Annotated in this window: 13 protein-coding genes; all 13 read right to left on the minus strand. The window is 71.7% G+C overall.

Features of this window, described 5'->3' with window-relative positions:
- Positions 1 to 2: 2 nt before the first annotated feature.
- The 13 genes from ABEA34_RS18895 to gcvT all read right to left on the minus strand — a co-directional run bounded on the left by ABEA34_RS18895 (position 3) and on the right by gcvT (position 13,696).
- The gene (locus ABEA34_RS18895) at positions 3 to 2,618 is read right to left on the minus strand and encodes an FtsK/SpoIIIE family DNA translocase (RefSeq protein WP_345523046.1); all 2,616 of its coding nucleotides are present in this window, start codon (positions 2,616 to 2,618) and stop codon (positions 3 to 5) included.
- A 143-nt stretch (positions 2,619 to 2,761) separates the two neighbouring features.
- Positions 2,762 to 4,066, minus strand: coding sequence for a calcium-binding protein (locus tag ABEA34_RS18900; protein ID WP_345523047.1), 1,305 nt, complete (start codon positions 4,064 to 4,066; stop codon positions 2,762 to 2,764).
- Positions 4,067 to 4,185: 119 nt separating this feature from the next.
- Entirely contained in the window at positions 4,186 to 5,871 is a 1,686-nt protein-coding gene (locus ABEA34_RS18905) for a ribonuclease J (protein ID WP_345523048.1), read from the minus strand.
- 12 nt (positions 5,872 to 5,883) lie between these two features.
- Positions 5,884 to 6,780, minus strand: coding sequence for a 4-hydroxy-tetrahydrodipicolinate synthase (gene dapA / locus ABEA34_RS18910; RefSeq protein ID WP_345523049.1), 897 nt, complete (start codon positions 6,778 to 6,780; stop codon positions 5,884 to 5,886).
- Positions 6,781 to 6,844: 64 nt separating this feature from the next.
- Positions 6,845 to 7,525, minus strand: coding sequence for a hypothetical protein (locus ABEA34_RS18915; protein WP_345523050.1), 681 nt, complete (start codon positions 7,523 to 7,525; stop codon positions 6,845 to 6,847).
- Positions 7,526 to 7,605: 80 nt separating this feature from the next.
- A complete protein-coding gene (locus ABEA34_RS18920) occupies positions 7,606 to 8,523 on the minus strand; it encodes an LLM class F420-dependent oxidoreductase (protein ID WP_345523051.1) in 918 nt (305 codons plus the stop codon).
- A gap of 88 nt (positions 8,524 to 8,611) precedes the next feature.
- A complete protein-coding gene (locus tag ABEA34_RS18925) occupies positions 8,612 to 9,091 on the minus strand; it encodes a dihydrofolate reductase (RefSeq protein WP_345523053.1) in 480 nt (159 codons plus the stop codon).
- Positions 9,088 to 9,882, minus strand: a complete 795-nt coding sequence (locus ABEA34_RS18930; RefSeq protein ID WP_345523054.1) for a thymidylate synthase — start codon at positions 9,880 to 9,882, stop codon at positions 9,088 to 9,090. The genes ABEA34_RS18925 and ABEA34_RS18930 overlap by 4 nt, the downstream gene beginning before the upstream one ends.
- Before the next feature lie 16 nt (positions 9,883 to 9,898).
- Entirely contained in the window at positions 9,899 to 10,714 is an 816-nt protein-coding gene (locus ABEA34_RS18935; protein ID WP_345523055.1) for a PhzF family phenazine biosynthesis protein, read from the minus strand.
- A 9-nt stretch (positions 10,715 to 10,723) separates the two neighbouring features.
- Entirely contained in the window at positions 10,724 to 11,842 is a 1,119-nt protein-coding gene (locus tag ABEA34_RS18940; RefSeq protein WP_345523056.1) for a hypothetical protein, read from the minus strand.
- Positions 11,839 to 12,318: a sigma factor-like helix-turn-helix DNA-binding protein gene (locus ABEA34_RS18945; RefSeq protein WP_345523057.1), complete on the minus strand. Its 480-nt coding sequence runs from the start codon at positions 12,316 to 12,318 to the stop codon at positions 11,839 to 11,841. The genes ABEA34_RS18940 and ABEA34_RS18945 overlap by 4 nt, the downstream gene beginning before the upstream one ends.
- 13 nt (positions 12,319 to 12,331) lie before the next feature.
- Entirely contained in the window at positions 12,332 to 12,589 is a 258-nt protein-coding gene (locus ABEA34_RS18950; protein ID WP_345523058.1) for a hypothetical protein, read from the minus strand.
- Between the two features lie 3 nt (positions 12,590 to 12,592).
- Positions 12,593 to 13,696, minus strand: a complete 1,104-nt coding sequence (gene gcvT, locus ABEA34_RS18955) for a glycine cleavage system aminomethyltransferase GcvT (protein ID WP_345523059.1) — start codon at positions 13,694 to 13,696, stop codon at positions 12,593 to 12,595.
- Positions 13,697 to 13,698 lie beyond the last annotated feature (2 nt).

Consider the following 13,698-nt stretch of genomic DNA (forward strand, 5'->3'; position numbering starts at 1 on the left):
GCTCACATCTCCCCCTGAAGGGTCGCGATCACGGCGTCGATCTCGTCGGGCTTGACCAGGACGTCGCGGGCCTTCGAGCCTTCGCTCGGCCCGACCACGCCCCGGCTCTCCATGATGTCCATCAGCCGGCCCGCCTTCGCGAAGCCGACCCGGAGCTTGCGCTGCAGCATCGACGTGGAGCCGAACTGCGTCGACACGACGAGCTCGATCGCCTGGATCACCAGGTCCATGTCGTCGCCGATGTCGTCGTCGATCTCCCGCTTGCTGGCCGCGGGAGCGGTGACGTCCTCGCGGTACGTCGGCTCGAGCTGGCCCTTGCAGTGCTTGACGACCTGCGCGATCTCGGCCTCGGTGACCCAGGAGCCCTGCACACGCACGGCCTTCGAGGAGCCCATCGGCAGGAAGAGGCCGTCACCCTGGCCGACCAGCTTCTCGGCGCCGGGCTGGTCGAGGATGACGCGGCTGTCGGTCACCGACGAGGTCGCGAACGCCAGCCGGGACGGCACGTTGGCCTTGATCAGACCGGTGACGACGTCGACCGACGGTCGCTGGGTCGCGAGCACCAGGTGGATGCCCGCGGCCCGGGCCAGCTGGGTGATCCGCACGATCGCGTCCTCGACGTCGCGCGGGGCGACCATCATCAGGTCCGCGAGCTCGTCGACGATCACCAGCAGGTAGGGGTACGGCGTGAGCACGCGCTCGCTGCCGGGCGGCACCTGGACCTTGCCCGCACGGACGGCCTTGTTGAAGTCGTCGATGTGCCGGAAGCCGAAGTTGGCCAGGTCGTCGTACCGCATGTCCATCTCGCGGACGACCCACGCCAGCGCCTCGGCGGCCTTCTTGGGGTTGGTGATGATCGGGGTGATCAGGTGCGGGACGCCTTCGTAGGCGTTCAGCTCGACCCGCTTGGGGTCGACCATGATCATCCGGATCTCGTCGGGCGTGGCCCGCATCAGGATGGAGGTGATCATCGAGTTGATGAAGCTCGACTTGCCGGAGCCGGTGGCGCCGGCGACCAGCAGGTGCGGCATCTTGGCGAGGTTGGCGACGACGAAGCCGCCCTCGACGTCCTTGCCGAGCCCGACCACCATCGGGTGGTGGTCGGTGCGCGCCGTGGTGGACCGCAGGACGTCGCCGAGCGAGACGACCTCCTTGTCGGTGTTGGGGATCTCGATGCCGATCGCCGACTTGCCGGGGATCGGGCTGAGGATCCGCACGTCGGCCGAGGCCACGGCGTACGCGATGTTCTTGGAGAGGGCGGTGACCTTCTCGACCTTCACCGCGGGGCCGACCTCGACCTCGTAGCGGGTGACGGTCGGGCCACGGGTGTAGCCCGTGACCTGGGCGTCGATCGCGAACTCGTCCATCACCTGGGTGAGCCGCTCGACGACGGCGTCGCTGGCCTTGGACCGGGCCTTGTGGACCGAGCCCGGCTTGAGGACCTCGTTGGCCGGCAGGGAGTAGACGATGTCGCCGGACAGGGCGAGCTGCTCGACCCGGGGCGGCAGCGGCGTGTGCGGCGGCGGCTCGAGGTCGGCCTTCGGCTCCTCGACGTCCGGCACGACCGGCGCCACCACGTCGGGGGCGAAGATGTCCAGGCCGTCGTCGGTGGTCTCCAGCCGCTTCTTCCGCTTGCGCAGCTCGCGGTCGGTGAGCACCGGGCTGTCGTACGCCGGGTCGCCCATCTCGGGGTCGACGTCGTCGTCGGCCTTCTTGCGGCGGCTGCGGACGGCCGGGATCGCCTGCGTGGCGTCCGGGTCCTCCGCGTCGTGCGGCTCGTGGCCGAGCAGGCGGTCGCGCGCCTCGGCGAGGCGGACCGGCACCTGGTAGAGCGGCGTCGCGGTGATGATCAGGACGCCGAAGAACGCGAGCAGCGCGAGCAACGGCACGACGACGTACGGCGAGCGCAGCAGGTCGAGCAGCAGGCTGGCCACGACGTACCCGATGGCGCCGCCGGCGTCCTGGAGGTCGCTGGTGTCCCCGAGGTCGGGCTGCGGGTTGCCCTCGGCGATCTGGACGATGCCGAGGATGCCGAAGGCGAGGGAGGTCCAGCCGACGACCTGGCGGCCGGCCGGGCCGGTGTGCTCGGGGTCGCGCATGGTCCGCCACCCGACGAAGAGCAGCGCGAGCGGGACCAGGAAGCCGACCTTGCCGACGGAGCCCTGGACCACGGTGCGGGCCGCGTCCATCACCGAGCCGGGCAGCTGCCACCACACGGCGGCGGCCACGATGACGGCCGCGCCGAACATGAAGAGGCCGAGCCCGTCGCGCCGGTGCTCGGGCTCGAGGTCGCGAGCGGTGTGCCCGATGCTGCGCGCGACGGCGCCGATGCCGTGCGCAACCGCGAGCCAGACCGCCGCGATGCCGCGGAAGATCATCGTGAAGAGGCGGGCGACCGGTCCTGGCCCGCTGCGGACGGCGCGCGGCGCCGGACGTCGCTGGGCAGGCTTGCGCTTGCTCGCGGCCCCCTTCTTGGGAGCAGGCTTGCGCTTCGGGCTGGTACTCCGGGTTCGGGTGCTCGAGGCTGCCTTGGCCGGACTACGGGTCGTGCTCGTGGTCCGGGTGGAGGACGTGCTCTTGCTCCGCGAACCCGGCGGGGAAGACGTACGGGTCGCCATAGTCCCCACCCTACGCAGGAGCCACACCAGTCACACGGACCACAGGAGTGCGTGTCGGAGCCGCGTCAGCGACCCGCTGCTCGGTCACCGGTGATCGAGGAGGGCCGCCAGGCTCGTCTCGACACCCCGGGAAGCCGGATCGGTCAACGATCGGCTGCGGTGACCCACGCCAGGACCGCGCGGTGCGAGGTGCGCGCGGACAGCCGCGGCTCCCGGTCCCACGGGTAGCCGTCGCAGTCCCCCTTCTCCGCATGGAGGCACTCGTTGTGGCCGCCTCCGCCCCACACCGAGTCGGTCCCGTCGCCGGCGTCGAGGGTGTCGTTGCGGTCGCCACCCAGGATCGTGTCGTCACCGCCGAGGGTCTGAGCGCTCAGCGGAGCCTCGAGCACCTGGACGAAGTCGTCGGCGTCGGTCCCGAGGAAGGTCCAGCGCTGACCGCCCCACAGGGTGAAGGCACGGATCCCGGCGAACTCGACGACGCGTTCCCGGCTCCCCCAGGTGAGGCGCGCGGTCCCGGCGCCCCGGTCCAGGACCCCGACCGCTCCGTTGTCCTCGTCGTCGAAGACCTGGGGCTCGAGCTCGAGCTGGGCGCTTCCAGGACCGCCGTCGATGGTGCCGACGGGTCCGCCCCAGACCGAGCGGTCGATCAGGTCGAAGCTCGGCCCGCCGAGCACCGTCGTCGGGTGCGGGCTCCCGGCGATGATCATGTCGAAGCCGGCACCGCCGCGGAGTGTCTCCCAGCCGGCGGTCCCGATGACCAGGTCCCTGCCGTCTCCGCCATCGAGGACGTCGTCACCGTGGTAGCCGAGCACCGCGTCGCTCCCACCGCGGCCGTCGACCGTGTCGTCGCCCCGACCGCCGTCGAGCGTCTCGGGCAGGCGCGAGCCGAGCAGCACGTCGTCGTACGGCGTGCCGTCGACCTCCAGCCGTCGCTCCCGCACGATCGTGTCGTGCCCCTCGCCGGTGGCGGTGCCGCCGGCCAGGTCGACGTGGACCGGGCGCGCACTGTGCTCGAAGCTGATGCGGTCGAGCTGCCGGATCAGGTCGGCGCCGCGGATCGCGGGGCCGGCATCGAGCAGGTCGTCGCCCGGGCCGCCCTCCAGCCGGTCACCCGTCACCACGAGGCGACGACCGTGCCGCTCTCGCAGGTCCTGGCCGCCGTACAGCCGATCGCCCCCGGGACCGCCGATCAGGGTGTCGGCGCCGTCGCCACCGCAGATGACGTCGTCCCCACCTCGCCCGTCGACGCGGTCGTCGCCGCCGCGGGCCACGATGACGTCACGTCCGGCCGTGCCTGTCAGCCGGTCGGCACCCTGGGTGCCCACCACCGTCGCCAGCAGGCCGTGGCAGCGCGGCCTCGAGGCGTCAGCCGATGCGGACGCGAGAGCGTGGGACGACACCGCGACCAACGGTACGACGAGCAGGACGCTCAGGGCTCGATGCAGCACGACGGGCTCCCGGGAACTCGAGTCGAAGGCAAGGGCCTCGAAGCCTAGGCAATCGGGAGCCGGTCCGGGTCAGGTTGATCGAAGACGCCCCGTGTCTCGACACGCCGCCCCGTCTCCGCTCAGGCCTCGATCACCACGGGGATGATCATCGGCCGGCGGCGGTGGGTGTTGCTGACCCATCGACCGACGACCCGGCGCACGGTCTGCTGGAGCTGGTGGGCGTCGGTGTTGCCCTCGGAGATCGCCTGGTTGAGCGCGTCGACGATCGGCTGCTTGATCGCATCGAAGGTCGAGTCGTCCTCCGCGAAGCCACGGGCGTGGATCTCCGGGCCGGCGGCGACCTTGCCGCTGACCGAGTCGACGACCACGATCACCGAGATGAAGCCCTCCTCGCCGAGGATCCGGCGGTCCTTGAGGTCGGACTCGGTGATGTCGCCGACCGAGGAGCCGTCCACGAAGACGTAGCCGCAGTCGACCTTGCCGGCGATCTTGGCCACGCCGTCGACCAGGTCGACGACGACGCCGTCCTCGGCGATGACGACGTTCTCGATGCCGGTCGCCCTGGCCAGCTCGGCGTTGGCCAGCAGGTGCCGGATCTCGCCGTGCACCGGCAGCACGTTGCGCGGCTTGACGATGTTGTAGCAGTAGAGGAGCTCGCCGGCGCTGGCGTGGCCGGAGACGTGCACCATCGCGTTGCCCTTGTGCACGACGCGGGCGCCCCAGCGGGCCAGGCCGTTGATGACGCGGTAGACGGCGTTCTCGTTGCCCGGGATCAGGCTCGAGGCGAGCAGGACGGTGTCGCCCTCCTCGATGTGCACGAAGTTGTGGTTGCGCTGGGCGATCCGCGACAGCGCGCTCATCGGCTCGCCCTGCGAGCCGGTGGAGATCAGCACCTGGCGCTCCGGCGGCAGGTCGGCCAGGTCCTTCGTGTCGACCAGGACGCCCGGCGGCACCTTGAGGTAGCCGAGGTCGCGCGCGATCGCCATGTTGCGGACCATCGAGCGGCCGACGTAGGCGACCTGCCGCTCGTGGGTGTACGCCGCGTCGAGGACCTGCTGGACGCGGTGCACGTGGGAGGCGAAGCAGGCGACGATGATGCGCTGGCTGGACTCGCGGAAGACCTGGTCGATGACCGGGGTGATCTTCTTCTCCGACGGGGTGAAGCCCGGCGTCTCCGCGTTGGTGGAGTCGGTCAGGAAGAGGTCGACGCCCTCCTCGCCCAGCCGGGCGAACGCCCGCAGGTCGGTGATCCGGCCGTCGAGCGGCAGCTGGTCCATCTTGAAGTCGCCGGTGTGCAGCACCATCCCGGCGCCGGTGCGGATCGCGACCGCGAGCGCGTCGGGGATGGAGTGGTTGACGGCGACGAACTCGAGGTCGAACGGGCCGAGGGTGAGCCGGTCACCCTCCTTCACGACGTGGTGCACGGTCTCGCGGAGCCGGTGCTCGCGCAGCTTGCTGTCGAGCAGCGCGAGGGTCAGCTTGGAGCCGACGAGCGGGATGTCGCGCCGCTCGCGGAGGAGGTACGGCGTCGCGCCGATGTGGTCCTCGTGACCGTGGGTCAGCACCAGCGCCTCGACGTCGGCGAGGCGGTCGCTGATCGAGGACCAGTCCGGGAGGATCAGGTCGATGCCGGGCTGGTGGTCCTCGGGGAAGAGCACGCCGCAGTCGACGATCAGCAGGCGGCCGTCGTACTCGAAGAGGGTCATGTTGCGGCCGACCTCGCCGAGACCGCCGAAGGGCGTGACCCGGAGGCCACCCTTCTTCAGCTTGGCCGGGGTGGACAGCTCGGGGTGCGGATGACTCAAGTGGGGTCCGTTCTAGAGGAGACCGGAAGCGGCGAGGCCGGTCCGCAGCGCGGCCACCTCGTCGTCGGTGAGCGGCACCAGGGGCCCGCGCACGTTCCGGTTGTCGAGGACGCCGAGCAGCTGAAGTGCTGCCTTGGCGGTGGTGGCTCCGTAGTTGGGGACGCCCATGACGGCGTCGATCGCGGGGAGCAGTCGCGTGAAGATGGTGAGGGCCTCGGCGGTGTCGCCGGCCCAGAAGGCGTCGGCCATCGCCTTGGTCTGCGGGCCGGCGGCGTGGCCGACGACCGAGACGAAGCCGACCGCGCCGTGCGCGAGCCAGGCCAGGTTGCTGATGTCGTCGCCGGAGTAGACGGCGTACCCGAGCTGGGTCAGCCGCACGCCGCGGGCGAAGTCGCCGACGGCGTCCTTGACCGCGACGACGGTCTCGAGCCGCTTGGCCGCCTCGAACGTCGCGAGGTCGATCTGGGTGCCGGTGCGCCCCGGGACGTCGTACAGCATCACCGGGACGTCGGTCGCCTGGCAGACCGAGGTGAAGTGGTGCAGGACGCCGGCCGGGCCGGGCTTGTTGTAGTAGGGCGTGACGAGCAGCAGCCCGTCGGCGCCGATCTTGGCCGCCTGCTCGGCGAGCTCGATCGAGTGCGCCGTGGAGTTGGTGCCGACGCCGGCGATCACGGTCGCCCGGTCACCGACGGCGTCCTTGACGGCCGTGAGGATCGCGCCGTCCTCCTCGGTGGTGGTGGTCGGCGACTCCCCCGTCGTGCCCGAGACGACGACGCCGTCGTGGCCGTTGTCGACGAGGTACGACGCGATCCGGGCGGTGCCCTCGAGGTCGACGGAGCCGTCCGCGTGGAACGCGGTGGCCATGGCCGTGAGGACGTGGCCGAACGGAGCGGCGGGCGCGGACGTCATGTGCTACAGGCTATCGCTCCCGGGGATGCGGTCCGGTCAGCCGGTCGACGCGCCACGTCGCGCGTCACTTGTTGAGCGTGACGTTGACCGACCTGCGCACCAGGTCGGAGGCCCGCTTGGTGTGCATCCGCACCGACACGACCCCGCGGAAGCCGATCCCGCCGGTCCGCACGCCGGCGAGGGTGCCCTCGAAGTGGATGGGCGCCCCGGAGTTGTACTGGGCGAGCGTCTTCTTGCTGGGACCCTCGGTGGACGTGCGGTGACCGACCCGGCCGCTGTCGCAGCTGTACTCCGGCGTCGCGCTCACGCTCCACGGGAAGCCGACCGACACCGAGACGTCGAGGTCGCACCCGGACTGGAACCAGCCCTGGGACAGGTCGGCCTTCATGTTCCACCGCTTGGTGCTGTCGCAGCCCTTGCCCCGGATCGGCCACCCGGTCGCCTTGACCGACGGGTTGGTCAACCGGATGTTCTTCCACTCCAGGGTGTCCTTGTCCGGGGAGTCCGGACCGTAGGCGTAGCGCCACTGGCCGACGATGTTCCCCTCGGCCTCGACGAAGACGCAGCGCTTCAGCTTCTTGGACCGGAAGACGAAGTTGGTCACGTAGTGGCGCTTCACCTTGTGCAGGCCGCCCGCCCGGGCGGAGTCGTGGGACGCCGACCTGTCGGGTGTCTGGGCCACGACCGAGCCGGTCGGGACCAGCAGGGCCAGCGTCGAGACCACCACGAGAACGAGACGTCGCATCGGAACCTCCAGCCGAGACCGCCGGGTCGATCGGCCCGGCGTGACGGCCTACTACCCGGCCCCCGGCGCCGACAAACGGCTCAGACGTGCGGCATGACCTCGGCGGCGACGAGGCGCAGGTGGTCGAGGTCGGCGAGGTCCAGCACCTGCAGGTAGAGCCGCTCGGCGCCGAGCGCGGCGTACCGCCCGATCTTGTCGACGACCTCCTGCGGCGTGCCGGCGAGACCGTTGTCGCGCAGCTCGTCCTTGTCGCGTCCGATCGCCTCGGCGCGACGCCCCACCTCGGCCTCGTCCGCGCCGACGCAGAGCACCAGGGCGTTGGACCAGCGCATCGTGGCCGGGTCGCGGTCCTGCGCCTCGCAGGCCTCGCGGACCCGCTGGAACTGCGCCTTCGTGGTGGCCTCGTCGACGAAGGGCAGGTTGAACTCGTCGGCGTACGTCGCGGCGAGGGCCGGCGTCCGCTTCTTGCCGACGCCTCCGATGAGGACGGGCGGCTTGGCCTGGGTCGGCTTGGGGAGCCCGGGCGAGTCGGTGACCGTGTAGTGCTCGCCCTGGTGCGAGAAGCCGCCCTCGGTCGCCCAGAGGCCGGTGATGATCGCGAGCTGCTCCTCGAACCGGTCGAACCGCTCCCCCGTGCCCGGGAAGGGGATGCCGTACTTGGTGTGCTCCTGCTCGAACCAGCCCGCGCCGATGCCGAGCTCGACCCGGCCGCCGCTCATCTGGTCGACGTTGGCCACGCTGATGGCCAGCGGGCCGGGCAGCCGGAAGGTCGCACTGGTCATCATCGTGCCGAGTCGGATGGTGCTGGTGTCGCGGGCGAGGCCGGCCAGCGTGATCCACGCGTCGCTCGGCCCTGGCAGCCCGTCGGTGCCCATCGCGAGGTAGTGGTCGGAGCGGAAGAACGCCCCGAACCCGAGCCTCTCGGCCTCCTGGGCGACCGCCACCAGGTCGTCGTACGTGGCCCCCTGCTGGGGTTCGGTGAAGATGCGCAGCTCCATGGGGTCAACCTGTCACGGCGCATGTAACGCCGGGTTACTGGCTCTACCCACCAGGTTGCAGCACCCGGCCAGAGCCAGTAACCCGGCGTTACAGCCGATCGGCCGCGCGCACCAGGTGCACCCGCTCGTAGCCCTCGAACACCTCGCGGGAGGTCTCCAGCCACGCGGCGGGGTCGTACGCCGGGTAGCGGACGTCGCCCTCGGGCTCGAGCGGGACCTCGCTGATCACCTGGTCGGTGGCGACGGGGAGCGCGGCGGCGTACACCTGCGCCCCACCGACGACCATCAGGTCGCCAGGCAGCGTCGCGCCCAGCGCGAGAGCGTCCTCGAGCGCGTGCGCGACCAGCACGCCGTCGGCGGACCACGACGGATCGCGGGTGAGCACGATCGTGGTGCGCCCGGGCAGGGGCCGGCCGATCGAGTCGTACGTCGTGCGCCCCATCAGCAGGGTGTGCCCCATGGTCAGCTCCTTGAAGGCGCGCTGCTCACCGGGGATCCGCCACGGGATGTCGGGGCCGTTGCCGATCACGCCGTTGCGGGCGACGGCGGCGACCAGGACGATCCTCATACGGCGATGGGCGCCTTGATCCCCGGGTGGGGGTCGTAGCCCTCGACGCTGATGTGCTCGAGGTCGAAGGCGTCGAGCGCGGTGACGGAGGTGTCGAGCACCAGCCGCGGCAGCGGCCGCGGGGTGCGGGTCAGCTGCAGCTGCGCCTGCTCGAGGTGGTTGGAGTAGAGGTGGGCGTCGCCGAGGGTGTGCACGAAGTCGCCGACCTCGAGCCCGGTCACCTGGGCGACCATGTGGGTGAGCAGGGCGTACGACGCGATGTTGAAGGGCACGCCGAGGAAGACGTCGGCCGAGCGCTGGTAGAGCTGGCAGCTGAGCCGCCCGTCAGCGACGTAGAACTGGAACATCGTGTGGCACGGCGCCAGCGCCATGTCGGGGATGTCGGCGACGTTCCAGGCCGAGACGATGTGGCGGCGCGAGTCGGGGTTGGCCCGGATCTGGTCGACGACCTGCGCGATCTGGTCGACGTGCCGGCCGTCGGGCGTCGGCCACGAGCGCCACTGGTAGCCGTAGACCGGTCCGAGGTCGCCGTTGTCGTCGGCCCACTCGTCCCAGATCGAGATGCCGCGGTCCTGCAGCCACTTCACGTTGGTGTCGCCCCGCAGGAACCACAGCAGCTCGCCGAAGACCGAGCGGGTGTGCACCTTCTTCGTGGTCACCAGCGGGAAGCCGGCGGTCAGGTCGAAGCGCATCTGGTGACCGAAGACCGAGCGGGTGCCGGTGCCGGTGCGGTCGCTCTTCTCCACGCCCTCGTCGAGGATCCGCTGGAGGAGGTCGAGGTAGGTCTGCACGGTCCGAGAGTAGTCCTCAGAGATCGACGGTTCCGGCAACGGTCGTGCGCGTCTCGCCGCCCACCCAGACGTCGCCGTCCACGAGCTCGACGTGCACCCGGCCGACCCGCTGCAGCGCGGTCCCCTGCGAGGCGACGTACGACGAGGGCAGGCGCCCGCCCGCGAGCCACTGGCCGATCCCGGCGTTGAGCGAGCCGGTCACCGGGTCCTCCGGCATCCCGTAGCCCGGGCAGAACGCGCGCACCTCCACGGCGAGCGGGCCGTCGGCGTACGGCCCGACGACCCCGATCTTGAGGTCGCCGAACGCCGCCCAGTCCGGCTCCAGCGCGAGCACCGCCGCGGCGTCGGCCAGGAGCACGCCGACCCAGCCCGGGCCGTTGTCGATCCAGGTCGTCTCGACGACCGCCGCCTCCGGGAGCCGCAGCGCCGCGCAGATGCGGACGACGTCGGCGGCGTCGACCGGTCCCGACCGCGTCAGCGGCGGTGCGGCGAACGCGAGCGTGTCCCCGCGGCGGATCGTCACCAGGCCCGCCCCGCACTCCTGCACGAGGTCGGTCCCGGCTGGCACTCCCCCGGCCTCGAGCCAGGCGTGCGCGCTGCCGAGGGTCGGGTGCCCGGCGAAGGGCAGCTCGCCTCCCGGCGTCCAGATCCGCAGCCGGTAGTCGGCGGCCGGGTCGGTGGGCTCGAGCAGGAAGGTGGTCTCGGACAGGTTGGTCCAGCGGGCGAAGGCCGCCATCTGGTCGTCGGTGAGCGCGTCCGCACCGTGCACGACCGCGACCGGGTTGCCACGCAGCGGCTCGCTGGAGAAGACGTCGACCTGGCGGAAGTCCATGCGCCAAAACTAGTGCGCCAGGATCGGGCGGTCCGTCCCGGACTGCACCGGCGCGACGTCGGTGCACCTGCCGCCGGTCAGGTCGCAGGTCCGCAGCACCAGCAGCGGGTCGACGTTGCCGTCGATGTCCGACCCGCCGACCAGGTCGGCGACCTGCGCGACCAGGTAGACCGCGGTGTTGCCCTCGCCGAACGTCGCGTCGACGGCACGCTCGTCGATGCTGAGGCCGGCGCGCTTGCGGTCCCCGGAGCGTGCGTCGTACAACAGCGGCCGGAACGGCTGGCCCTCCGCGACCTCGGGGTCGGGCTTCCGGGTGAGGACCAGGACGCCGCCCGGAGAGATCTGCGCCCCGGTGCCGGGCCGGACGAACGAGACGTTGAAGAACCCCTGCTCCATCTCGATCGACCCGTCGAGCTGGTAGACGCGGTTGCGGGACTCGACGTCGAGCAGCCCGTCGCGCTCGAGCCGCACCGGAGGGCCGTCTCCCGGCACCCACGAGAAGGTCCCGTCCGCCTCCTCGTAGAAGACCTGCCGCTGGTCGATCGCGACCAGGCGTACGTCGGTCGACGGGAGGTCCCGCGAGTCGAGCAGCTCGCCCGCGTTCACGTCGTACACGTCCAGCGTCGGTGCGTCCCCGTCGCCGTCGCCCGGGTCGACCCAGGCCGCCCAGCCCTCCTCCCGGGACGCCAGCAGGGGGCTGTCCACCACCTTGCGCCCGAGCCGCCGGCGCTCGCCGTCCGCGGCGACGAAGGCGACCGTGCCCTCGTGGTCGCCGTACACCACGCCCCCGTTGAGCTCGGCGAGGTCGGTCAGGGGTGGCACCGCGACGGCGACCTTCTGGAGGTGCAGGGAGCCGTTGGCGTACCACGCCACCTTCACGGGGTTGGGCGCGCGCGTGACGGCCACCGGTGCCAGGTCCTTCGGGGGCGGCGCGGGCGACTCCCGCTGTGCCCACCAGGTCAGCCCGCCGACCACGACCGCAGCGGACGCCACGCCGACGACGACCAGGCGCAGGCGCCGCCGACGCTGCGCCCGGGCGTCCGCGACGACCCCGTCGACCGGGGCCGCGGACACCTCGATCGACTCGCTCGCGCGGCGGAAGATCTCGACCGCTCGCTCGTGGGTCATCGGTAGGTGTCCCACAGGGTGTTGAGGTCCATTCGCCCGAGGCCGTGGGTGACCCGGGCCTGGACGGACTCCAGCGGTACGTCGAGCACGTCCGCCACCTGGGCCTCGCTGAGGTCGGCGACGAAGCGCAGCACGACCGCCTGCAGCTCGTCGGCGTCCAGCGCACCGAGCTCGACCTCCAGCGCCCGTCGCAGGAGGACGGACTCCGTCTCGACCTCGACCGGGGGCGGCTCGACGGCCGGCTTCCCCGACCGCCGGCGCCTCTTGTGCAGGCAGCCGAGCACCGTCGCGTAGACGTAGGCGTCGACGTCGTCGGACCGGCGTACCCGCTCCCAGTCGCGGTAGCACCGCGACAGACCGGCCTGCGCTACCTCTGCCGCCTCCTGCCGCCCGCAGCCGAGCAGCACCAGGGTGCGCACGAGGAACGGCCAGCGTGCCGCGAGGTACGCCGCGAAGTCCGCATCGTTCCCGGGCATGGCCGCATCCTGCTCAGGCGTGCAGCGACATCGGCCCGTAGATCCGGCGGTCGCCGTCGAAGAGCACCACCGCGTCGACCCCCTCCGCGGCCAGGTCCGACCAGATCTCACCGACCCAGGACTCGGCGTCGGCCTGGCTGGCGAAGCGCTGCTCGCCGAGCTCGCCGGCGACGGCGACCTCGACCCCGGCACTGTTCTCCAGCCGCCACCACCAGGGGCGCTCGGCGAGCGTCGGCGGGCGGAAGGTCGGCGGCTGGTCGGGCAGGTTCACGGGTCAATCCTCTCGCACGGACGGGTCGAGGAAGGGCGGCTTCGAGAGCTGGAAGATCTCGCGCCGGCCCCGGATGTCGACGCCCACCTCGGCGTCGGCGGCCACGACGGCCGACACCAGCGCGAGCCCCACGCCCTTGCGCAGCGTCGGGGAGAAGGTGCCGGAGGTGACCTCGCCGACCGGGATGTCGGCGGTCAGGCTCACGGACATGTGCGGGCGCGGGATGCCGCGGCCGGTGGCGACGATGCCGCGGAGCACCCGCCGGGGGCCGGCCTCGCGCTCGGCGCTCAGCACCTCGCGTCCCCAGAACGCGTCCTTCTTCCAGCCGACCGCCCAGCCGAGCCGTGCCTCGTTGGGCGTCACGTCGAGGGAGATGTCCTGGCCGTGCAGCGGGTAGCCCATCTCGGTGCGCAGCGTGTCGCGGGCGCCCAGGCCGCACGGGAGGATGCCGTACGCCGCGCCGGCGGCCATGATCGCGTCCCACAGCGCGACGGCGACGTCGTTGGGGGCGATCAGCTCGTAGCCGCGCTCGCCGGTGTAGCCGGTGCGGCAGACCACGACCTCGGCGCCCTCGAAGGGCGCCACCGCGAAGGACATGTAGTCGTGGCCGACGGGGAAGCCGACCGCCGCGAGCACCTCGTCCGACTTCGTGCCCTGGACGGCGAGCACCGCGTGGTCGCGGTGCTCGTCGGTGACCGTGATGCCGTCGGGAGCCGCCGCAGCGAGCCGGCGTACGACCTCCGCGGTGTTGGCCGCGTTGGGGACCAGCAGCACCCGGTCCTCGCCGTACACGTAGGCGATCAGGTCGTCGACCACGCCGCCGGTCGCGTCGTCGCAGCACAGCGTGTACTGCGCCTGGCCCGGCCCGATCCGGCGCAGGTCGTTGGTGAGGGTGCTGTTGACGAAGTCGACCGCGCCGGGGCCCGTCACGGTCGCCTTGCCGAGGTGGCTGACGTCGAAGACGCCGACGGCCTCGCGGACGGCCGTGTGCTCCTTGACCACGCCGAAGGGGTACTCGAGCGGCATCGACCAGCCGCCGAAGGCCGAGAACTTCGCGCCCAGCGCCTCGTGACGGTCGTGAAGCGGGGAACGGAGCAGGTCGGACATGG

It is taken from the genome of Nocardioides conyzicola (assembly GCF_039543825.1).
GTDB lineage: Bacteria > Actinomycetota > Actinomycetes > Propionibacteriales > Nocardioidaceae > Nocardioides > Nocardioides conyzicola.